Origin of the sequence: Idiomarina sp. (genome assembly GCF_019431395.1) — a bacterium.
Classification (GTDB): Bacteria; Pseudomonadota; Gammaproteobacteria; order Enterobacterales; family Alteromonadaceae; genus Idiomarina.
Window position 1 is genome coordinate 1,655,216 of the sequence record NZ_CP080268.1, and the last position, 21,810, is coordinate 1,677,025.

General features: G+C 48.2%; 18 protein-coding genes. 4 read left to right on the forward strand and 14 right to left on the reverse strand.

Going from position 1 to position 21,810, the window contains the following annotated elements:
* Positions 1–13 precede the first annotated feature (13 nt).
* From KZ771_RS08120 to KZ771_RS08175, 12 genes are all read right to left on the reverse strand, one after another.
* Positions 14–2,281 carry an ABC transporter permease subunit gene (locus KZ771_RS08120; RefSeq protein WP_290652812.1) on the reverse strand — a complete coding sequence of 756 codons (2,268 nt, stop codon included), beginning with the start codon at positions 2,279–2,281 and terminating at the stop codon, positions 14–16.
* Positions 2,282–2,446: 165 nt separating this feature from the next.
* On the reverse strand, positions 2,447–3,436 hold the full coding sequence (locus KZ771_RS08125; RefSeq protein WP_290652814.1) for a phosphate ABC transporter substrate-binding protein: 990 nt from the start codon (positions 3,434–3,436) through the stop codon (positions 2,447–2,449).
* A 124-nt stretch (positions 3,437–3,560) separates the two neighbouring features.
* Entirely contained in the window at positions 3,561–4,862 is a 1,302-nt protein-coding gene (gene phoR / locus KZ771_RS08130) for a phosphate regulon sensor histidine kinase PhoR (RefSeq protein WP_290652816.1), read from the reverse strand.
* Positions 4,863–4,889: 27 nt separating this feature from the next.
* Positions 4,890–5,576, reverse strand: a complete 687-nt coding sequence (phoB, locus tag KZ771_RS08135; protein ID WP_133538915.1) for a phosphate regulon transcriptional regulator PhoB — start codon at positions 5,574–5,576, stop codon at positions 4,890–4,892.
* A gap of 88 nt (positions 5,577–5,664) precedes the next feature.
* A complete protein-coding gene (locus KZ771_RS08140) occupies positions 5,665–6,588 on the reverse strand; it encodes an AEC family transporter (protein WP_290652818.1) in 924 nt (307 codons plus the stop codon).
* Positions 6,589–6,668: 80 nt separating this feature from the next.
* Entirely contained in the window at positions 6,669–7,646 is a 978-nt protein-coding gene (locus tag KZ771_RS08145; protein WP_290652820.1) for a porin, read from the reverse strand.
* Positions 7,647–7,812: 166 nt separating this feature from the next.
* Positions 7,813–9,075, reverse strand: a complete 1,263-nt coding sequence (locus KZ771_RS08150) for a hypothetical protein (RefSeq protein ID WP_290652822.1) — start codon at positions 9,073–9,075, stop codon at positions 7,813–7,815.
* Between the two features lie 11 nt (positions 9,076–9,086).
* A complete protein-coding gene (locus KZ771_RS08155; RefSeq protein ID WP_133538919.1) occupies positions 9,087–9,689 on the reverse strand; it encodes an energy transducer TonB in 603 nt (200 codons plus the stop codon).
* 1 nt (position 9,690) lies between these two features.
* Positions 9,691–10,098, reverse strand: coding sequence for a biopolymer transporter ExbD (locus tag KZ771_RS08160; RefSeq protein ID WP_133538920.1), 408 nt, complete (start codon positions 10,096–10,098; stop codon positions 9,691–9,693).
* Positions 10,099–10,112: 14 nt separating this feature from the next.
* Positions 10,113–10,643: a MotA/TolQ/ExbB proton channel family protein gene (locus KZ771_RS08165; protein WP_133538921.1), complete on the reverse strand. Its 531-nt coding sequence runs from the start codon at positions 10,641–10,643 to the stop codon at positions 10,113–10,115.
* Positions 10,644–10,646: 3 nt separating this feature from the next.
* Entirely contained in the window at positions 10,647–12,020 is a 1,374-nt protein-coding gene (locus tag KZ771_RS08170) for a MotA/TolQ/ExbB proton channel family protein (RefSeq protein WP_290652824.1), read from the reverse strand.
* Between the two features lie 11 nt (positions 12,021–12,031).
* A complete protein-coding gene (locus tag KZ771_RS08175; protein ID WP_290652826.1) occupies positions 12,032–12,805 on the reverse strand; it encodes a DUF3450 domain-containing protein in 774 nt (257 codons plus the stop codon).
* 199 nt (positions 12,806–13,004) lie between these two features.
* Here KZ771_RS08175 and KZ771_RS08180 point away from each other — a divergent pair, with 199 nt between their 5' ends.
* Entirely contained in the window at positions 13,005–14,750 is a 1,746-nt protein-coding gene (locus KZ771_RS08180) for an ATP-binding protein (protein ID WP_290570629.1), read from the forward strand.
* A 40-nt stretch (positions 14,751–14,790) separates the two neighbouring features.
* Positions 14,791–15,693, forward strand: coding sequence for a recombination-associated protein RdgC (gene rdgC, locus KZ771_RS08185; protein ID WP_290652828.1), 903 nt, complete (start codon positions 14,791–14,793; stop codon positions 15,691–15,693).
* Here rdgC and KZ771_RS08190 read toward each other — a convergent pair.
* Positions 15,690–16,541, reverse strand: coding sequence for an HDOD domain-containing protein (locus KZ771_RS08190; RefSeq protein ID WP_290570633.1), 852 nt, complete (start codon positions 16,539–16,541; stop codon positions 15,690–15,692). The two genes, rdgC and KZ771_RS08190, sit on opposite strands and share 4 nt — an antisense overlap.
* Positions 16,542–16,638: 97 nt before the next feature.
* Here KZ771_RS08190 and KZ771_RS08195 point away from each other — a divergent pair, with 97 nt between their 5' ends.
* Positions 16,639–18,315 (forward strand): Zn-dependent hydrolase, encoded by a 1,677-nt coding sequence (locus KZ771_RS08195; protein ID WP_290652830.1) that lies wholly within the window; start codon positions 16,639–16,641, stop codon positions 18,313–18,315.
* Positions 18,316–18,587: 272 nt separating this feature from the next.
* Here the strand turns inward: KZ771_RS08195 and KZ771_RS08200 are convergent, their stop codons facing one another.
* Entirely contained in the window at positions 18,588–20,765 is a 2,178-nt protein-coding gene (locus tag KZ771_RS08200; protein WP_290652831.1) for a S9 family peptidase, read from the reverse strand.
* A 143-nt stretch (positions 20,766–20,908) separates the two neighbouring features.
* Between KZ771_RS08200 and KZ771_RS08205 the strand changes: the two genes are divergently transcribed.
* Complete coding sequence (locus KZ771_RS08205) at positions 20,909–21,757, forward strand: universal stress protein (RefSeq protein WP_290570639.1); 849 nt, start codon at positions 20,909–20,911, stop codon at positions 21,755–21,757.
* Positions 21,758–21,810: the final 53 nt, after the last annotated feature.

Sequence of the window (21,810 nt, forward strand, 5' to 3'; positions counted from 1 at the left end):
CCTCAAGTCCGGATTACATTGAGCTGTATTTGTCGCGCAAACGTTGGCGCACAAATTCAGCAATGGTGTTAAAGAAGAAGGTGAAAATAAACAGCACAAACGCTGCCAGGAACAGAATCCGGTAGTGCGAACTACCCACTTCTGATTCAGGCATCTCGACCGCGATATTGGCAGACAAGGTGCGCATACCTTCAAAGATGTTCCAGTCCATGATCGGCGTATTACCTGTCGCCATTAACACAATCATGGTCTCGCCGACCGCTCGGCCTAATCCCATCATAACCGCCGAGAAAATACCCGGACTGGCTGTCAGCAGTACCACTTTAGTCAGTGTCTGCCATGGCGTAGCGCCCAGTGCCAGCGAGCCATTAGATAGATGTTTAGGCACACTGAATACGGCGTCTTCGGCAATCGAGAAAATGGTCGGAATAACCGCAAAGCCCATAGCAATACCAACCACCAGAGAGTTACGCTGGTCAAAGGTCACGCCAAGCTCGTTAGTTATAAAGCGACGTGCATCACCGTCAAACAGCACCTGTTCTATCCACGGACTCATCTCGAAAGATAACCAGCCCATCAACAATACAACCGGTATCAGCAACAAGCTGGCACGGCCGTCATTCACTTTAGACTTGATGTTGGTCGGCATCTGACTCCAGATAGCCGCCATGGCGATTATGGAGGTCGGTATTAAAATTAATATAGCGACAAATCCGGGCAAATAGGCCTCGACCAACGGCGCTAGCCATAGGCCCGCCAAAAAGCCCAGGATAACGGTCGGTAGTGCTTCCATAATTTCGACCGTTGGCTTAACAAATTTACGCACCGAAGGGGACATAAAGTAAGCCGTATAGACTGCAGCAGCCAGGCCAATCGGCACCGCGAATAGCATCGCGTAGGCCGCGGCTTTAATGGTACCGAATGAAATGGGCACCAGGCTAAATTTAGATTCGAAATCATCCGAACCCGAGGTTGACTGCCAGGTGTAATCAGGTTCAGGATAACCCTCGTACCAGACTTCCTGCCATATGCCACTCCAGGTTACTTCCGGATGTTCGTTATCAACATCGAATAAGCTGTACCCTGACGCCGTTTTCATCAATAGATAATTTGCACGCGGATCAACCATCACGCGCTCAACGTCGACTTCGGCAGGTTTGCCCTGGTATAAGTCAGCTTCTGAGGTGGTATGAAAAATGTTTAATTCACCATTCTCAGACAAGGTGTAAAACGTACGGCGATAGTATTCCACTTCAACATCAGTTACCGGTGACCCCGCATCAAACTGGCGAATATACTGGTATTGGCGACCTTCGTCACCGGGAACTTCAAACCATTGTGAGACCAAACCGGTATCATGGGTTAACAGGATAGACGACGCCCCAGCCAACAAGTACATTCCGGTTGCGTTACCAAGTTCACCTTTGCGCATCGGTAGTAGATCGCGTTCACTAACTTCACCACTAACCGATATATCAAATATATGCACGCGATTTTCACGGCGCACCATCACCTGGCGCAGATCCGGCGTAACCACAATGTCATCAATAGCACTGTTAAGCGGAATTTCAGTGTAGTTTGGCGTCAGTGTTACCGTACCGGTCATAAAGTTTTCTTCGGCTACAAAATGCGTGATCAGCAACGTACTGCTATCCACGGACGCCGCAAACAACATTCCATCGCCATCAGTTTCGTAGGCAAGTTTTTGCAAAGCACGTTGTTGCTCATCAATGACCAAAGGCTGACCATCATTCTTCACTTCAAAGCGCGGGGTAATAATCCGCTCAACACGGTCGGTAGCGGCAGTTGCAGCTGTTTCAGGAAAGGTCACGTTGAATTTTGGTTCAACCACCACAGCTTTGCCGTCGTTTAAACCATAAACGTACTGTTTGTTGACCGGTAAGGTTTTCGCAAAACTACTGATGGTATCCGCATCAGCAAACTGCTCGCTAAGCAAAATGTCGCCGGCTTGACGTTCGTTTTTGTCAATTAATGCGAAAAACTCTAATTTACCGCTCTGCAAAAAGCGATAACCGATTTCTGCTTGTTCTTCCATCCCCACCGCTTCAACTTGCTGCGCTTGCGGCAAGTTAAATTCATTTACTTTTTTAAGGCTAACCGATTCGAAAATCGGCTGTACCACATAAAGCAGGTAGAAAAAGATCAAAAGCAGTGCAACCAACACCATAATGCCGCCAGCGGTAACTCCGTAGCGGGCAAATCGGTCTTTAAACAACCGCGTGCGATTGGCAGATAACTGCTGGGCAGATTGTGTCGCCATCGTGACCTCAAGTATTTAAAGTGACTCTAAATTAACTGAGTACTAGTTTAGTAAAGTTTTATGACAGTACTGTTACAGTGCTGTCATATTTTGTTCACCAAAGTGTAAAAATATAAAAAGCCGGCAACCTCAAATGGGATGCCGGCCTTCTAAAAGGTTTATAATTTAGTGGCTTAAACCAAGTTTTTCCAGTTCAGCATCGACAACCGCTTTGGGTAGACCGATATAGCCATCTTTATTGACAATATCCTGGCCTTGTTTTGACAGAATCATTTTCATGAATTCAGCTTCTGCTTTACCCAGAGGCTTATTCGGGTGCTTGTTTACATATACGTACAAGAAGCGTGCTAGTGGATACTTTCCTGCCAATGCGTTTTCGCGTGTCGCCGCAATAAAGTCTTCACCTTCGCCTTTGGCAATAGGTACTGCTTTAACGCCAGAGGTAACATAACCAATACCAGAGTAACCAATCGCATTCAAAGAAGTAGAAACTGACTGCACTACTGAAGCCGAGCCAGGCTGTTCGTTAACGTTAGAACGAAAATCACCATCACACAAACCGACTTCTTTAAAGTAGCCATAAGTACCTGATACCGAGTTACGACCATAAAGCTGTAAATCACGACCTGCCCATTCGCCGTCTAAATCTAAATCGCCCCAACGGTTAACTTGCTTGCTGGCGCCGCATTTGCGGGTAGAAGAGAAGATTGCATCAACTTCGGCAATAGAAAGACCCTCGATAGGATTATCTTTGTGCGCGAATACGGCCAAGGCGTCGATAGCAACACGCACAGCCGTTGGCTTATAGCCATGACGCTTTTCAAACGCTTCGATTTCTTTCGACTTCATCGCCCGGCTCATTGGGCCAAAGCTTGACGTACCTTCGGTTAACGCTGGCGGTGCAGTAGATGAACCGGCAGCCTGGATTTGAATGTTAACGCTGGGATACATGCGTTTAAACTCTTCGCCCCAGAAGGTCATCATGTTAGCCAATGTGTCAGACCCAACTGATGAAAGGTTACCAGACAGACCAGACACTTTATTGTATTCCGGCAGGTCATCGGTATTAGCTGCCACTGCGCCGCTAAATGCCACGCCGCCCGCTAAAGCAACAACTGAAAATGATTTACTGAAGGATTTTAATGATTTGAACATTGTGTTCACCTCTTAGTCATCATCGAATTGATGAGTTTGTTTCGATGATGAGAGTATAGGCAAGCAATGTGACAGTTTGATGACAAATATGACAGATTCTTAAAGCTTTTGTGATGCCACTTTATTATTTGCGGTTTTGAATTAAACCTGCTGACAAGCGAAACCAAAAACGCGAACCGGCGCCTGGTTTACTATTAACTTCTAAATGGCTGTTGTGATGTTCCAGCGCTTGCTTAACGATCGATAACCCGAGCCCGGTGCCACCATTTTCACTGTTACGATCGGCGTCGACCCGGTAAAAGCGCTCAGTTAAACGCGGTAAATGTTCACCATCGATACCCGGGCCGTTATCTTCAACGCTAAATTCAACTTCATCGCGAACACGCCGCCAGGTAACCCGCACATGACCCTCGTCCTGAATATAACGTATGGCGTTAGTGATTAGGTTTTGCATTGCGCTGCGCAGCAAGTCGCGTTTACCGTAAACATTAATCGGTTCGATATCAAAGGTCAGTTGCAATGCTTTGTCAGTTGCCAGTTTTTCAGCCTCAGCACGTAGCTCGCCAATTAGTGCTGGCATCTCAACCACTTGATCAAACACATCATGGCTCGGCGTTTCCATGCGGGATAACTGCAATAACTGGTCAACCAAGTTCTTCATCCGCTCGCTTTGTAGCTGCATTTGCTCTACCGCTTTGGCTGTCATTGCAGGGGGCGTATGCTGCGGATCATCCAGCATCTCTAAGTATCCCTGTAACACCGTCAGTGGGGTTTTCAATTCGTGTGAAACATTAGCAACAAAGTCGCGGCGCAAGTTCTCGAGCTGCTTTAACTGCGTCACGTCACGTGCCACCAATAAAAACTGGTCATCACTGTATGGCATAACGCGAATTTCGATATCTAAGGAATCGCGCACGGGGGATGGTATGGTTAACGCCTCACCAAATTCACCCTTGTTGAGGTAAACAAAAAACTCCGGGTGACGAATCAGGTTGGATAATCGCATGCCAGCGTCTTCCGGCCAACGCAAGCCGAAATAAAACTGGGCTAGTTTATTGCTCCACAATAACGAGCCGTCTTTACGAAAAACAATGGCTGCATCAGGAAGCGCTTCGGCAGCTTCGCGGAATCGGCGTAACAGCCGCGCCAGCGATTTGCGACGATACTGACTACGACGTTGGTTGCGATAAATGCCATCGTAAATATAGCTCCAGCTACCCGGTGCGGTTGGTGGCAAAAGGTTACGGCTTTTCCATAACCATTTAGTTAACCGTTGTTGGTAGTAATAATGCCATAGCACAAGGCCGGCAAGTGCAAAGGTAAGTACCGGCCAAAACAAGTCTAACAGCCAGCCAATGACACCAAAGGGAATCAGGTAAAGCAGCAGGCCGCGCACAGCCATCAAATTTGAGTAATCACGGTCCATGAATTGCGCGGTCCCTGTTAATACCTGTTAGCGACTTGAAAAGCGATAACCGACACCACGAACCGTCTGTATTAGACGATCATAGCCGTGCTCGGTCAGTGCTTTGCGTAGACGGCGGATGTGAACATCGACGGTGCGATCTTCAACATACACATTGGTCCCCCATACGTGGTCAAGCAATTGCTCGCGGCTGTACACGCGCTCCGGGTGAGTCATGAAAAAATGTAATAGCTTAAACTCGGTTGGCCCCATATCGATGCTTCTGTCATTAGCCGATATACGATGCGAAACAGGATCTAGTTTTAAGCCTTCAAAATCAAGTGGCTCATCCAACACCGTTGGCGCAACACGTCTGAAAACTGCCCGCATCCGAGCCATCAATTCTTTTGGCGAGAACGGTTTAGTGATGTAGTCGTCTGCCCCTACTTCCAGCCCTTTGACTTTGTCTTCTTCCTCACCGCGAGCGGTCAGCATAATAATAGGAATGTTACGGGTAAAATCATCACCCTTTATTTTTTTTGCCAGCTGAATACCCGAGCCACCAGGGAGCATCCAGTCCAATAACACCATATCGGGGTAAGGTTCGGCAATTTTACTTATCGCAGTGTCAAAGTCCTTGGCTTCCACTGCCTGATAGCCATGCTGCTCCATCACGAAACTTAACATTTCGCGAATGGGAGCCTCATCTTCAACAATTAATATTCTGCGTGACATTTAGGGATTCCTGCACTGTTGGGATGCCCTGATTATTAACAATTAATATGACACTTTTATGAAAACACGTCACTTTTATGACAACATTTTATGCCAGCCACTGTAATAACTGGTAGAAAAGCGGCAGTGACACGAACGCAAACAGAATGCCATAACCTACCATTGCGGCAGCCAGACTCGGCGCCAGGCCTGCCATGATGGCTACTGCACCTGCAGTAATCATAGGCGGCATAGCACTTTCAAATACCGTGACTTGCACCAACTGTGATTCAAAACCGAATGCCCACAGTAAGCCAATAGTGATTAAGGGCATTAACAGAAGCTTGGTCACTAAACCAACAAATAAGGGGGTTTTACTACCCTTTGGCAGCCTGAATTTAAGCTGAAACCCAACCGCTACCATAATCACCGGTACCAGCGTCACCGCCAGCGACTGCACTAATTCAGCAAATATTGGCGGATACTGCAGGTCTTTGATAAATAACGCGATAACCAAAGCAATAAAGGGCGGAAACAAGATTATTTTTTTGCCAATCGCCAGCACAGTGGGTCTGGCAGTCTCACCCTCGGCGCCTTCAGCAAATAGTGCAATAATCACGGTCGAATATATGGCCAGGCCAAAGAAAGAGCCAAACTGGTCATATAGCAGACCATACAAAATCGCATCGCTGCCATAAAACGCCTCGATCATCGGGAAACCAAAAAAGGAAGTATTACCCAGCGGCACACAAATTAGCAGCGCGCCAATAATGCTGCGACTCCAACCCAATAGGCGACCGACCGCGTAAATAAAAACCGCACTGATACATAACAGTACCCAGGGGATAATCACCGGAATTAATAAATCAGTAGAGAATTCAAGTGATGGGATCTTGGTAAAAATTACCCCGGGGAGCGCAGCATAAATGACATAAAGATTAAGCACTTGTGCGGTATTGTCGGGGAATTTTCCCGCACGTTTTATCACCAGACCAATCAAAAGGTAAATGCCCAGAACAGCCAGATTGATCATAACAACAACTCCCCTGTTAAATGCTACAGGGCTCAGTGTAGCCTCTATCGAGGATAGAGGCTACTGCAGTCAGTGACGCGTTACCAAGAAAAGTCGTGGCGAATACCGACAGCAAAGTAGTCCTGACTGACACCCGGCGATGCGCCACAACCTCGGCTTGCATAGGCCTGAATGTCGCACTCGCGGCCGGTATACCAGGCGTAAACACGGGTGTCGCCACTAAAGAAATAGTCAGCGCCTGCTGAGAAGGAGGCGTCAGTATCACCGCTTTCATCGACCGATTGATATTGCCCTTTGAAAACCCAATTATTGTAGGGGTAGGCCGCACTCAATAAATAACCGTCGCCATCAAACTGGCCATTGGTGCTTTCAAATTGCTGCAGCGCTGCACCCAGCTTAAAGTCACCCGCTTTCGTATGCACACTAAACTGTTCGATGTCATAACCGGCTACATCACGGTCAACAGCCAGCGCCGCATAAAAGTTGGTCTTTTTAAGTTTGTCATCACCGTATAACAGCCCGAATGAAACGCCATCGTCTACGGCGTCGTTTTCTGATGCGACATAGGTGACACCAACACTAAAGTTGTTATAACTCGGCGAGTAATAGGTTAGCGTATTATCAGGACGGTTCTCGCCACGGAACAACGCTTTTAGGTCTGCTTCGTAGTCTTTAAACTGATCAACACTGCCTTGCGAATCCTTCAAAAGGGTATCGTAGCGGCCAATCATCACCTCACCAAAGCCACCCCGCAAACCAACAACTTGGTTACGGTTACTCACGGCGTCATCGTTGTCGCTGGAGTCCGCTAAGTCAATGCCAAATTCAAGCTGGTAAAAAACCTCCAGCTCGTCATTCAACTCGGAAAAGCCTTTAAAACCAAACCGAGAGGAGTTACTGACCACTTCGGTTTCGGCACCGTTACCTTCGTCGTTACTCTGCAATGACACATTGGCGCGACCGTAAACTGTCAACGCGTCGTTGTCTTGCGCAAGTGAAGGACTTGCGAATGGAACACTTAATGCTGCCAACGCAGCGATACCTAAAAGCTTGTTCATAAAAAGACCCTGCCTGAACTTTATTAAATGGAGCGTTAAACTCATCTGAATGGTTATAAACCAAAATAGATGAGGTTACAGAATCATTGCTAATCTGTGTCCATGTTATGTCTTTTTTATGACAGCTTTATGACATTGTGACAATTGAATGAATTTTAGATGTCACTCAGATGTCAATGTTGGCCATTTGTTGAGCATATTTTTCCTGAGCTTTAGCATATTTTGCCCATTGTTGAGCTGCTGCTTGCGTTGCCTCAAATTCGGCGGCACGGGCAAATGCTGTAACTGCTTGTTCAAAATCTTTGTTGTTTACGTGAGCCATACCTTGCACCAGATAAAGGTTGCCCGGGCTTTTAACGTCGCCCGCTGACAATGCCTGTTTAGCCAGCTGCAACGCTTGCTCGTTGTTATCTATGTTAATAGCTAACTGAGCAGCCTGAGCCAGCATTTTTGCTGTGTCGCCCAAATCAGCAGCGGTTTGATAAGCTACTATTGCCGCGTCATATTCTTTGGCTTGCGTTAAACTTTGCGCGTAAAATTTTTGGTTACTCAGGTTACGCTCAAGCACACCCTCAGCAAAGAATTTTTGCATCAACTGCGCAGCTTCATAGGGTAATTCGTTCAAATAATATACCTGCGCCAGATTGCGAATATCGCTGGCTTTAGTAACAAAACCCTGCTGATAAGCCGCCTCTAAAACTGCCAGTTGCTTTTTATTTTGTTCCAGCTGGCCATAAATACCGGCTAGTTGTAACCAATACTCGGGTTTACTGTAGTTAACCACTAACTGTTCGAGCATACGCGCAACGCCTTCTGTTTGACCCAGCTCATAGTGCACTGCGCGTGCCAGAATCAGCCAGTTTTCTTTAGCTATATCGCCTTCCTTTACTGCATTTTCGAGTGCCCGCTGTATCGGTTCAAGCGCAGCTGCATAATCGCCTTTTTGATAGTAGACCTGCGCTTCTAAAATCCATGCCTTAGCTAACTCTTTTTCTTCCGCCAGAGTTTTCCAGTCACTGAGGTAAGTCAGTGACTTTTGGTACTGGCCGTCACTCAATGCTAACTGCGACAAGCTGAACAAGGTGCTCTTTTTTAACGATGCTGGGATTGGCGTTTCGTTTACCACCTTGCCGAAATATTCAATGGCCTTGGTCGTATCGCCATTGTCATAGTGCATAAAACCGAAAAAGTTCCAGAGCATCGCCCGCTCATAGCTATTCATGCTATCCGCTCGAGATTCTATCTCACGCAGCACAGCAATACCTGCTGCGTTATTTTGCTCGTCAGCAACCGACTGTGCCCGGGCCAACTGACTATAAACTTTCTCGCGTAACGCCGGTACACGTTCTGTTTGTTGCGCCAGCACCGGTTGTGCCGATACAAAGAGTGCAACACCCGCACATGCCAGCGTCTTTAACAGTTTATTCATGACGCTCTCCATTAATTCATTTCAAAGGTCATGCGGTTTTGCACGCCTTCGACTTCGACAGGTTCACCATCGATTACCCGCGGCTTGTATTTAAATTTCATGACCGCATCCAGCGCCGATTGCTCGAAGATTCCCTCAGGCTCAGCTTGCACGACCACCGGGTCACGCACAGTGCCCTGCCGGGTAACGGTAAACTCAACTACCACGTAACCTTCGATACCACGCTGTAAAGCCCGGCGAGGATAAGTTGCCTGCACCTTAACGATGGGTAAATATTCTCCATCAGAGGCTTGTAGCGAAGCGCCATTACCAATATCAGCTGCTGCATCGACATTGGCCGAAAAGTCATAGCCAGCGCCGGTATCGGCTTCGACATTGGTGTCCATTTGTGGCTGTGGTAAATCTTCCGGTGGCTGCTCAGGCTCCGGCGGACGCTCAGGCTTTCTTTCCTTTTCCTGAACTTGCTCTGGTTCGGGGGTACGCACAAAATCAAGCACACTGCCGCGCACCGGCTCTGACATCGCCCCCTCGCCGCCACTGATTAGCGATTGCATCAGATAGAACAACCCAATGGTGATGCCTGCGGCAGCTAAAATTGCAGCAAGATAACGCATATCACTGCTCGTCCGTTGCTACTGACACGTCAAATACACCGGCTGAACGCGCGGCATCCATTACCTGAATCAGGGTTTTGGTATTGGCTTGCTCATCCGCCTGAATAACCACCGAACCTTGCGGGTTCTCGGCGTATAAGCGTTCAATATTTGCCTGCACCGCTCGCGCATCAACCTGGCGTTTGTTAATCCAGATCTCGTTATTTTCGCTAATAGCAACCAGGATATTGGCGCGGCTTTTTTGCACCGCTGTTGAAGCGTCCGGCCGGTTAACGTCGATACCCGCTTCTTTGACGAAAGACGCTGTAACTATAAAGAAAATCAACATGATAAATACAACGTCCAGCATCGGCGTCATATCAATTTGGCTTTCTTCTTCTTCCACTAAGTTGGCAAAATGCTGTTTCATTGTTGGCGCTCCAATTAATGACGCTCAAGTAAAATGCGGTCTTCTAATTTCATTTTTTCGCGGCGGGTGGTGCGCTGTAACCAGGTTGCTGCAAACACCCCCGATAAAGCACCGACCATGCCTGCCATCGTTGGGATAGTCGCTTTCGACACGCCCGAAGCCATTGAACGTGCGCTCCCGGTACCAGTAATTGCCATCACGTCGAACACCTCGATCATGCCGGTTACGGTTCCCATCAGACCCAGCAACGGACACAGTGCTACCAATGCTTTAATCACCGGCAGGTTGCCGCCTAAACTCAATGCCACCCGTGAAATCATCGCCTGGCGAATTTGCTCGGCGTGCCAGGAGGACTTGTCCTCACGCTGCTGCCAGCGTTTTAGTGCATCTTTGACACGGGCACGATGACCACGAAAAAAATAAAAAATTCGTTCTAAAATCATCAACCACATCGTAAAGATGAGGATTCCGATGACCAGCAGCACCTGGCCGCCGGTCTCCAGGAAGTCACGTAACGCGTGACTAAATTCAATGAGGAATAACATGACTTATGCTCCTCGCTCAGAACGCTCCGCAATGATGCCCGACGCTTGTTCCTGCAGGATATGAATCATGTTTTTGCTGCGGGTATGTAACATCGCAAATAACAGCGTCATTGGAATAGCGACAACCAAGCCCAGTACGGTCGTAACCAATGCCTGCGAGATACCACCAGCCATCAGCTTAGGGTCACCAGTACCGAATAAGGTGATCGCCTGAAAGGTATTGATCATGCCGGTGACGGTACCTAACAGACCCATTAGAGGCGCAACGACCGAGATGATTTTAATAAAGGTTAGGTTACGGGTGATCTTAGGCACCTCGCGTAAAATCCCCTCGCTTAGTTTCAGTTCCAGTGTTTCGGTGTCAGCTTGCGGGTATTTGTCTTTAATGAGCATGACGCGACCCAGCGGGTTGTCATTGCTCGGCTGCGGTTTCTTGAGCTGGCGTTTAACTTTGTTGCCAATCAACATCAGCGATACAAATCGTTCCAGCGCGAATAGTAAACCGACCACGCCCAGCGCCAGAATAATATAGCCCACAGTACCACCTTGCTGGACACGCTCTTTTAAACTGGGGGCCTGCACTAACAAGCCTAAGATTGAGCCACCGGTGGGGTCTAAACCAAAGTTCACCACGCCCGAATCGACTTCCTGTATCGCCTCTGCCGAATCAAGATAGCGCCCGGCTGGTTGCCGCACTAACTCTGCAATATTGCCGGTAGTGCTGTTGTATTCCAGGTAATTACCGTCAGCCACCAGGTTAAAGCTACCAACTCGAACGACCGGTTGTTGTTCTTTCTCACCATCTGCCTCAGTCACTTCAGCATTGAATTCAGCAATTTTGCCCGACTCGGTCATTTCTTTTTGCAAAGCAAACCAGACCGTTTCAATCTCTTCTATCGACGGCAACTTAGATGAATTACCGACTTTTTCCGCCAGTGCTGATAGTTGCTCCGCCCGGCCGGGGAATTGCGCAGATATTACCGAATTCTGGAACTTACCCGCCGCGTCACTGGTTACCTGTTGCAATACACCAAACAGCTCTTTCAGCGAGCCCATGCTTTGCTCAAGGTTATTTTCCAGCTCAGCCAGGCGAGTTTCATTGCCTTCAAACTGTGTCTCTAAATCTGACGCTTGTTGCTCCAGCGCGTTGCGCTGCGCGATGGCCTCTTGCAGGATTTGTTCTTGCTGTGCTTCCTGCTGCCTGAAACGCGCTTCACGCGCTTTATTCTCTTCCGACTGCGAGAATTGACCTTGCTGCAACTGTTGTAATAACTGATCTAAATTAATCGGATCCTGCGGTTTTGCCGCGCTTGCCGACATGGCCAGCAAAGAAGCCGCTGCAGCCAGGGTCAATTTTTTTAACGAGTGACGTAACATACCAGAGCTCCTTATTGACCCGAGGTTTTATTGGCGAGAAGAGGTAACATCAGCATGTCCGGTGCTTTTTGTTTGCGGGCAATGCTAATCGCTTGGTCGACGGCAATAAGGTGGCTATTGTCGAGAGGCTTCCATTCGCGTGCTTGTTGATCCCAAATACCTAATTGCTGTCCATCACGGGTTTTGTAAATTAATGCCAGCCGACCGATACGCAAAAAGGTCACATCCTGCAGCTGACCATTGACCGAGTGCTCTGCGCTGTAGGCTTCGATATTGCGGCCATATTCCGCTTCGATTTGATAAGCTTCCATGACCCGGCGGAACTTTTCAGAAACCTCAACATTGGCGCGCTGCATTAAATCATTTAAGCCTGCCAGGCGGTCTGCACGTTCTTTTTCTAAAAACGGTACATCCAGTTCTACAAAAGTTTCCAGTGCATCAATCATGCGTGTCATCAGAGGCGATACCTGGCGCTCGACAATGCTCACCTGATCAAGTGACTGGTTCAGGTCATCCATTTCCTGTTGCTGGCTACCAACCTGCTGCTGTAGCTGCTGGGTATAGACTTGCAAACCATCAATTTCCTTCATGATTTGCTTATACTGTTGCAGGCGCTCTTGCATTGACTCTGCTATCGTATCGACAGTTAATTGTGACTGCCGTGCGGACTGGTTGATTTGTGCGGCATTTTCTACCACCGGCTCAAGATTGGAATCCTGAGCATTTACAGACAGTGATAGCGTGGCTGCGAGAGCTAACGCGGTGCTTGTTGCTAACAACCTCATAAGTGGGACCTTCGCTATTTAATCAAGGGGAATTAAGCCCCCATGTGAAAGATGCGACAACTTTAGTGATTTTTCGTGACAGCTTGATGACGGCTATATGTCAGCTTTGTGACACGCCTTTTTATTGCGTTACGGGCGAGAATGTTTTAGCTTAAGCGATAATTATCCGCATAGAATAAACGGCGATTGTTACCCTTTTATGGCCAATAAAAGTATTTCTACCTCACTACTCACTCGCGTTTTGTCAGTCTATTTTCTACTGACATTAATGGTGACAGCGATCCAGATTGGGGCCGAATACTTTGATACCAAACGCGCACTACTGGCCGAACTGGAAAACCAGCAAAGTACCTTTAGCGGTTCGCTGACTCGCTCGTTGTGGGAGTTTAATAACCCGCAAATAGATACCATTGCCGATGGCTTAATCAGTATTCCGGCTATTGCCGGCGTTTTAATTCGCGATGACAGCGGTAACGTGGTGGTGCAGTTAGGCGAAACAATATCGGTTGACGAGCTTCCGGAGCAAGTAGCCGACGGCTATACGCTACAAGAACAGAACGGTATCTTTGGTTATTTTAATACGCTTATTTTTGAGTTTTCCGGACACTCTACCCGCGTCGGTGATGTCACGCTATTTTCGACCCGCGATATTGCCATTGACCGCATTAAGCTCAGCCTGGCCTTTATTGTCGGTAACGCCATCATCAAGAGTACCTTCCTGCTGATTCTATTTTCGCTGGCTTTTAATCGCATGCTTAATCGCCCGTTAAATGACCTGACCCGGCAGATTCGTTCGTTCCGGTTAGATAACCTGGAAGCCTCGCGAGTACGTCTACACGACCAACACAACAATGAATTGGTATTAATTGAACACGCTTACAATCAGCTTATTGATAATATCGAGGAATATCAGGACGACCTGGAGCGCACACAGCACAAACTGAAACTGGCTAACCGCCAGCTGGATGAGCAAAATGCTATTCTGGAGCAGGAAGTCGCCCGCAAGACCTCGCGCCTGAGCCAGGTGATGCTGGACTTGGAGCAACGTAAAAACGAACTGGAAATGCGCCAGGAGAAGCTGGAACGGGAAATCAGCCAACGCCGTACCATGGAAAAAACGCTGCGCGACTCAAACCAGCGCCTGGAAGCGTCTCTGCAACATTTAAAAGAAACCCAACAGCAACTGGTTGAATCAGAGAAAATGGCCTCACTGGGAGGTTTAGTTGCCGGTATAACACATGACGTGAATACGCCCATAGGCATCAGTGTTACCGCGACTTCATTTATGCAGGAAAAGTTGGAAGAATTGGCACAAGCACTGGAGTCCAAACAGCTCACCCAGCCGCAACTGAAAAAGTTTATTAGCGAAGGTCAGGAGAGTCTGGGCCTGCTTGACAACAATTTGCAGCGCGCCTCTGAACTTATCAGCAGCTTTAAACAGGTTGCTGTTGACCAAGCGTCAGATGCTATTCGCGATATTAATTTAAAGCGCTATGTAGAAGACTTAATCCAGTCACTGCAACCGCAACTAAAAAAAACGCAACACCAGATACATATCGAGTGTCCCGCCGATTTGTATATCCGCTGCCCGGCCGGCGCCATATCACAGATTTTCACAAACCTGATTATGAATTCGCTACTGCACGGCTTTGATGGCATTAATAGCGGTAATATGTGGATAAATATCACTACCGAGCATGATGGCGAGCAAGACCTGCTGCGTATTCGCTACAGCGATGATGGCATTGGTATTGATGAACAAAAGCTGAATCATTTGTTTGACCCGTTCTTTACCACCAAACGTGACCAGGGCGGCAGCGGTCTGGGCACGCACATTGTACGAAACCTCGTAACACAGACATTAAAAGGCGATATTAACGCCTACAGTGAGCCGGGTAATGGCCTAACTTACGAGTTTACCTTCCCGGTAATCATTCTTAATTAATCCTTGTTTACATAAATAATCAACTTAAAGAGACCTCAGCATGTGGTTTAGGAATTTACGCTTTTATCGCTTTAGCGACACTTTTGCATTGCCCGAAGACTTTGAAAATCAGTTACAGGACTATCTATTTAAGCCCTGCGGGCGCCAGGATCAAAGTAGCTTTGGCTGGTGTTCTCCCTTTGGCGCAGACAATGCGTTACTCACACACAGCTTAAATAATTGTCACTTGCTCTGTGCCCGGCGCGAAGAAAAGGTATTACCCGCGACCGTCGTTAACGCAGAAGTGGACGAAAAAGTTCGTCAAATCCAGGAAACTGAGGGACGTCCGGTTAATCGCAAAGAAAAACAAAACCTCAAAGAAGACTTGGTACACCAGATGCTGCCACAAGCATTCAGTCGCTTTCGCCTAAGCTGGGGATACATCGATTTAAAACGCCAGTTGATTGTTATCGATGAGTCCGCTGCTAACAGAGCAGAAGACTTTTTGGGGCTGTTGCGCTCTACGCTAGGCTCACTACCGGTGCAGCCGGTGAGCCCGGCCGAATCAATCGAACTAACCCTGACCGAATGGCTTAAGTCCAATCACGTTCCTAACCCGTTTGAATTTGGTGACGAAGCCGAACTAACAGCACCACAGCAAGACGGTGGCATATTACGTTGCAAAAACGAAGATCTTAGCCGTGATGATATTCAGGCTCACCTGACATCCGGTAAACAGGTAACGCGGCTGGGGCTAACATGGCAAGAGCATATCGACTTTATTATCGAGACAGATTTTGCATTAAAACGGGTCAAGGCAACCGATATGCTAATGGATGAGCAAGATGACCTGGTCGACCCAACCCCGGAGCAAAAAGTTGACGCTGATTTTATGCTGATTTCAGCACAAGTGGGTCAGTTATATGATGACCTGGTGCGTGCCTTTACGGGTTCTGACGCTTAACTTAGCGTCTCCAGCATCGTTCGATAGGCTGTTTGTATTGACTCTTCCTGCCAGAAACCACTGGCAGGAATAATTTCCCGCTGTTCATATTCGGCAATGGTCATAGCCGCTTTATCTGCTTCGGCATTTTCCGTTAGCAAACTTGCCAGATGCACGATATCGCAGTAATTCACAACAATTGCATCGTCGAGCAACTTCATACGGCCACAGCGAAAATAGTGCGGTACACGAATTAAATTAGGCGTGAACTCCCAGTGTTTGAGCACATCCACTCCCAACTTGCCGCCGAAGCTTCGCATCGTGCCGTTAATTAACGACGGGTTGGCAAAACTATCATCAAACTCATCTGCCAGCTTTAAAATTGGCGCCAGCCCGATGCGCGATACCATGCCTGCCAATAAGGCCACGTCCTGATGTAACCGATGACCTATACCACGCTCTTGCAGATGCTGTGTGATAACAACCGACGCAGCTGCGATCTCGCGTGTTTGCCGAACATAGCGTTGTGCATATTCACGCACAATATCGTTAGCCGGGCAGAATACTTGTTCTACCGCCATCGCCAGTGCCAACGTTCTTATCCGCCGCAGTCCAATGCGGGTTAGCGCCTGCATTAAACTTTCTGCCTTGCTTCTGCTCCCTAGGTACGCACTATTAGCTAATCGAATTAAACGCGCCGACAAAGCCGGGTCATGCTGAATGATTCGCGCCAGCTCCTGCAAATTACAATTAGGGTTCAGCGTTGCTTCACGAACCCGCTCTGCGGTTTCAGGTAAGCCCGGTAATTGCAGTTCATCGCGTTTTAAACGGTCGTCGATTAATAGGTAAAGCGCATTCGGCGCTGCCATTGCCGTATCCTTATTATTTAGTCTCGCTTGCGCCCGCTGGTAGTAAGCAGTACTTTATAGATCGTGTAACCGCTACTATAACCAAAAAAACACCGTTATGTTAAAACAAATATTTACCTTAGCTCCTTTATGTTTAGCTCTGGTCGCTTGCAGCGATCAACCGACATCATCAACCGATAGCGCCGAGCAATCATCGACTGCTACAACAGTGCAATACAGCGTCGCTGATGGCGCCGAAAGTCGCTTTGATATATACACTGACTATGAGTTGAATTCAGATTTGAGCCATCTGAGTGATAACCAAAAGCGCATGATCTCACTATTAATCGACGCATCAGTGATCATGGATGATTTATTTTGGCAGCAGGCATTCCCACGCGACCGCGACGAGTTTTTATCCTCCGTTCCCGAGTCAGCGAAAGAATTTGGACGAATTAACTACGGCCCCTGGGATCGTCTCAACGGCGACAAGCCGTTTATTGCTGAGTTCAGCGAAAAACCTGCCGGCGCCAATTTTTATCCCGCCGACATGACTAAGCCGGAATTTGAGGCCTTTGACAACGACCAGAAAGACAGCTTGTACACCTTAATCCGTCGCGATAGCAACGGTCAGTTAACCACAGTCCCATATTCTCGTGCTTATCAACAGCAGCTGCACAAAGCGGCTGACCTATTGCGCCAGGCAGCTGATTTAGCGGAGAACCAGGATTTTGCAAACTATCTGCGTTTGCGCGCCGACGCCTTTTTGAGTAACGAATACCAGCCCTCTGATCTTGCCTGGATGGATATGACCGGCAATGATATCGACGTCGTCATCGGCCCGATCGAGAATTACGAAGACCAATTATTCGGCTACAAAACTGCATTTGAGTCCTACGTTTTAATTAAGGACAAAGCATGGAGTGAACGATTAGCTAAGTACGCGCAATTCTTACCGGAACTGCAACGAGGCCTGCCGGTTGCGGACAAATACAAGGCCGAAATGCCCGGTGCTAATGCACAACTTAACGCCTACGACGCTATTTACTACGCCGGCCACTCCAACGCTGGTAGTAAAACAATTGCCATCAACTTACCTAATGACGAGCAAGTTCAGCTAGAAAAAGGTACCCGCCGCCTGCAGTTAAAAAACGCCATGCAGGCTAAGTTTGATAAAATTCTGGTGCCTATTGCCGAACAGCTTATTGCGCCCGAGCAACGAGGTAATATTACCTTCGATGCATTCTTTGCCAATACCATGTTCCACGAAGTCGCCCATGGTTTAGGTATTAAAAACACCATTAATGACAAGGGCACCGTCCGCGCTGCGTTAAAAGAACATGCCTCGGCACTGGAAGAAGGTAAAGCCGATATCCTGGGTCTGTATATGATCACCCAATTGTTCGAAAAAGGCGAAATCGAGACCGGCAAACTGGAAGATTACTACACCACCTTTATGGCCAGTATCTTCCGTTCTGTCCGCTTCGGTGCCTCCAGCGCCCACGGCAAAGCCAATATGATTCGTTTTAATTACTTTGCCAACGCCGGGGCCTTCACCCGCAACGCTGAAGGCCAGTACGCAATTAACATGGGCAAAATGCGTCAGGCAATGAACGAGCTGTCAGAAAAAATCCTGACCCTGCAAGGCGACGGTGATTACGACGGCGTTGCCGAACTGGTCAACAGCCTGGGTGTGATCAATACGCAACTGCAAGCCGATCTTGACCGCCTCAGCGATGCCGGCATTCCGGTTGATGTTGATTTTATTCAGGGTAAAGAAGTGCTGGGCCTATAAGCGCTGGGGACCTCGGGGAGTTCGGGCATATCAACTCTGCAAAGACGGGCTAGTTGGTATGCCGGGGGCTCGCGCAAGAGGGACTCCTATCGACCCTGTGAAGGCGGGCGTTGGTGTGTCGAGGGCTTCTCGCAAGAGGGTGTTGGAGGCCATGGATGGCCGGAAACAAGCGTACATGGATGTACTTGCAGCGTCCCTCTTGCGAGAAGCCCTCGGCATACCGACTAGCCCGCCTTCGCAGGGTCGATATGCACGAACGCGTCCTCCACTACTTAATTATCCAGCAAGTCCAGAATAAACGCGTACTCCTCAGCAATTTCCTCCAGCCGCGAGAAGCGACCCGAACTTCCGCCATGACCGGCTTCCATGTTGACGCTAAATACCAGCGGATTGTTGTCAGTCTTCATATCGCGGAGTTTAGCCACCCATTTTGCGGGCTCAAAATACTGAACTTGTGAATCGTGCAGGCCGGTCGTAACCATCAATGCCGGGTAGTCCTGGGCGCTGATATTATCGTACGGCGAATAGGACAACATGTAGTTGTAATACTCTTCTTGTTTTGGGTTACCCCATTCGTCGAATTCGTTAGTGGTTAACGGAATCGACTCATCCAGCATAGTGGTGACGACATCGACGAAGGGCACGTGTGCAACCATACCGCGATACAAATCCGGTGCCATATTGGCGACAGCTCCCATCAACAGTCCGCCGGCACTGCCGCCCATGGCAAAAACTTTGTCCGGGTGCGCGTAGCCCTCTTTTACTAAATGCTCGGTCACGTCGATAAAGTCGGTAAAGGTGTTTTTCTTATTCAACAACTTGCCGTCTTCATACCATTCGCGTCCCATTTCCTGACCACCGCGAATATGCGCGATTGCGTAGACAAAGCCGCGATCAACTAGCGATAACACCGTAGAGCGGAAATACGGGTCTGACGAGGAGCCATATGAGCCGTAGGCATATTGATACAGTGGTGCGGTGCCGTCGTGCTCAAAATCACTGCGTATTAACAACGATACCGGGATTTCCGTGCCGTCGTCCGCTTTCGCCCAAACACGTTTGGTGCGGTAATTCGATGAATCAAAATCTCCCAGTACTTCGTCTTGTTTGAGTAACTCTTGCTCACCAGTTTTCATGTCGTAGGCGTAGATCTTGGTCGGTGTTTTTAACGAGCTAAAGCCGTAACGCAGTGTGTCGGTATCCTGTTCCGGGTTGCGTTGAGAGTACATCACGAAAGGTGTTTCTTCGGCTTCGATATAGCGTTGTTGCTCAAAGTCCTGCCAGGGCAGCACGCGAATACGGCGAAGGCCATCACTACGCTCGTTAATGGCTAAGTAATTGGTAAAGGTGGTAAAGCCCTGAATAAAGACATCATCGGAGTGTTCAATCAATGGTTGCCAGTTATCGCGTGAACCAACCTCGTCAGCGTCAACCTGCATGACTTTAAAGTTAGGCGCGTTCCAGTCGGTGCGAATAATCCAGCGACCATCAATATGTTCAGCACTGTATTGAACACCACGTTCACGCGGCGCAAAAACAGTCATGTCGGCATCTGGAGTGCTGGTATCCAGGATACGTAACTCATCTGCGACAGTACTGCTCATCTGCACTTTTACGTACTGGTTATCGCGACTGTTACTAAGCCACATATAAAACGACTCATCTTGTTCTTCGTAAACTAACTCCGCTTGTTCTGCGGGCGCATCAAGCTGATGTTTAAGCACGCGAGTTGATAACAATGTCTGCGGGTCGTTTTCGATAACAAACAGAGTTTTATTGTCTGCCGCCCAGGCGATGCTGGATGATAATCCATCCAGACTTTGCTTCCGCATCTCGCCACTGGTTAAGTCTTTAATCCACAGTTGGTATTGGCGTCGTCCATTGGTGTCGACCATATACGCCAATAAATTTTGATTAGGGCTAATGGTTAAGTTGGCTGCAGTGTAGTAGTCGTGGTCTTTTGCCAGTTCGTTCACATTCAAAAGTATTTGCTCTTCACCGCCAGACACCGGTTTACGCGCATGGATCGGGTATTCACTGCCTTCCTCGTAGCGTGTGTAATATTCGTAATCGCCTTTCACGTAGGGTACGCTGCTGTCGTCTTGTTTTATGCGCCCAATAATTTCGTCGGTTAAGGTTTGTTCCAGCTGCTCATAGCTTTTTCGGTAAGCGTCGTAGTACTCATTTTCTGCCTCAAGGTAAGCCAATACCTCAGGGTCTTTGCGCTCGTCATCACGTAACCAGTAGTAAGTATCGACGCGGTCAGCAACCGGTGACTCGACGATAAAGTCCTTTTCTACCGCGTCAGGCGGTGCCGGCAACTGCGACTGTTGTTCCGTCTGCGAGGCTTGTTGGCTGTTGGTTTGTTGCTCTGTCTGATCACTACAAGCCGCGAGTGACAGACCCAAAATTATGGCGATTGAAACAGATAGTGAGCTGCGTTTAAGCATTATAATTAACCTTCTGATTGTTGTTCTTGTGTTAACTAATGTACCGCTTTTTCAAAAAAATGAAAGTTCCCCCGTGGGGGCGGAACTCATAGCTAAAATCGCTATCCCATGGTAGTATTCTGGCCGAAAATAAGGACGCATTAATGAAGCATGTTTTTGCCTGCGTCGACGGTTCCGCGTCGACCACCGCAGTTTGTGATTACGCCAGTTGGGCAGCTCAACGACTCGCCACTCCGTTAACGTTATTACATGTACTTGACGAGTTACGATATCCAGTTAACTCAGACTTAACCGGCACTATAGGACTGGGCGAGCAACAGCAATTGCTTGAACAACTTGCTGAGTTGGAGCACCAGCGCAACGAACTCGCTTTGCAGCATGGCCGTAATATGCTCGAGGCTGGCCATCGCCGCGCTATCGAAAATGGTGTCGGTGAAGTTTTTAAAAGTCAACGCCATGGTCAGCTAGCGCAAGCTTTGGCTGAAGTGGAGGCTTCGATACGCCTGCTTGTTGTAGGGTTACATGGAATTGATAGTAATGACAGCTTGCGCGTGGGTAGCCAGCTAGAAACATTGATTCGCTCGTTGCAAAAGCCTACTTTGGTAACACCTAAGTCATTCCGGGCACCGCGCAGTGTCATGCTGGCTTTTGATGGCAGTGATGCATCGCGTAAAGGTGTTAAAATGTTAGCGGAAAGTCCAATTTTTAAAGGGATGCAAATTACGCTGGTGACTGTAGGTCAAAATAGCAACGAGGTAGTTGCTGCAATTGAAGCTGCTGCTAATCATTTACGTGAATATCGCCATCAGGTAGATTTTGAAATCGTTACCGGTGAGGTAGAGTCTGCATTGCTTGACTATCAGCATAAGCATCATATTGATCTGATAGTCATGGGTGCGTTTAGGCACTCCAGGGCACGGCAATGGTTTTTAGGCAGTACCACCCGAAAACTTCTGCAGGCAGCGGACGTTCCGTTATTATTACTTCGGTAAACAGTGCGATACTTCGCGAAGAAAAACCGCTGGCTTAACCAGCATATCGATTA

Excerpts from the sequence above, each read along its gene's own strand:
- KZ771_RS08120 (WP_290652812.1), bottom strand. The coding sequence starts at position 2,281 with ATGGCGACACAATCTGCCCAGCAGTTATCTGCCAATCGCACGCGGTTG.
- KZ771_RS08125 (WP_290652814.1), bottom strand. The coding sequence starts at position 3,436 with ATGTTCAAATCATTAAAATCCTTCAGTAAATCATTTTCAGTTGTTGCT.
- phoR (WP_290652816.1), bottom strand. The coding sequence starts at position 4,862 with ATGGACCGTGATTACTCAAATTTGATGGCTGTGCGCGGCCTGCTGCTT.
- phoB (WP_133538915.1), bottom strand. The coding sequence starts at position 5,576 with ATGTCACGCAGAATATTAATTGTTGAAGATGAGGCTCCCATTCGCGAA.
- KZ771_RS08140 (WP_290652818.1), bottom strand. The coding sequence starts at position 6,588 with ATGATCAATCTGGCTGTTCTGGGCATTTACCTTTTGATTGGTCTGGTG.
- KZ771_RS08145 (WP_290652820.1), bottom strand. The coding sequence starts at position 7,646 with ATGAACAAGCTTTTAGGTATCGCTGCGTTGGCAGCATTAAGTGTTCCA.
- KZ771_RS08150 (WP_290652822.1), bottom strand. The coding sequence starts at position 9,075 with ATGAATAAACTGTTAAAGACGCTGGCATGTGCGGGTGTTGCACTCTTT.
- KZ771_RS08155 (WP_133538919.1), bottom strand. The coding sequence starts at position 9,689 with ATGCGTTATCTTGCTGCAATTTTAGCTGCCGCAGGCATCACCATTGGG.
- KZ771_RS08160 (WP_133538920.1), bottom strand. The coding sequence starts at position 10,098 with ATGAAACAGCATTTTGCCAACTTAGTGGAAGAAGAAGAAAGCCAAATT.
- KZ771_RS08165 (WP_133538921.1), bottom strand. The coding sequence starts at position 10,643 with ATGTTATTCCTCATTGAATTTAGTCACGCGTTACGTGACTTCCTGGAG.
- KZ771_RS08170 (WP_290652824.1), bottom strand. The coding sequence starts at position 12,020 with ATGTTACGTCACTCGTTAAAAAAATTGACCCTGGCTGCAGCGGCTTCT.
- KZ771_RS08175 (WP_290652826.1), bottom strand. The coding sequence starts at position 12,805 with ATGAGGTTGTTAGCAACAAGCACCGCGTTAGCTCTCGCAGCCACGCTA.
- KZ771_RS08180 (WP_290570629.1), top strand. The coding sequence starts at position 13,005 with ATGGCCAATAAAAGTATTTCTACCTCACTACTCACTCGCGTTTTGTCA.
- rdgC (WP_290652828.1), top strand. The coding sequence starts at position 14,791 with ATGTGGTTTAGGAATTTACGCTTTTATCGCTTTAGCGACACTTTTGCA.
- KZ771_RS08190 (WP_290570633.1), bottom strand. The coding sequence starts at position 16,541 with ATGGCAGCGCCGAATGCGCTTTACCTATTAATCGACGACCGTTTAAAA.
- KZ771_RS08195 (WP_290652830.1), top strand. The coding sequence starts at position 16,639 with ATGTTAAAACAAATATTTACCTTAGCTCCTTTATGTTTAGCTCTGGTC.
- KZ771_RS08200 (WP_290652831.1), bottom strand. The coding sequence starts at position 20,765 with ATGCTTAAACGCAGCTCACTATCTGTTTCAATCGCCATAATTTTGGGT.
- KZ771_RS08205 (WP_290570639.1), top strand. The coding sequence starts at position 20,909 with ATGAAGCATGTTTTTGCCTGCGTCGACGGTTCCGCGTCGACCACCGCA.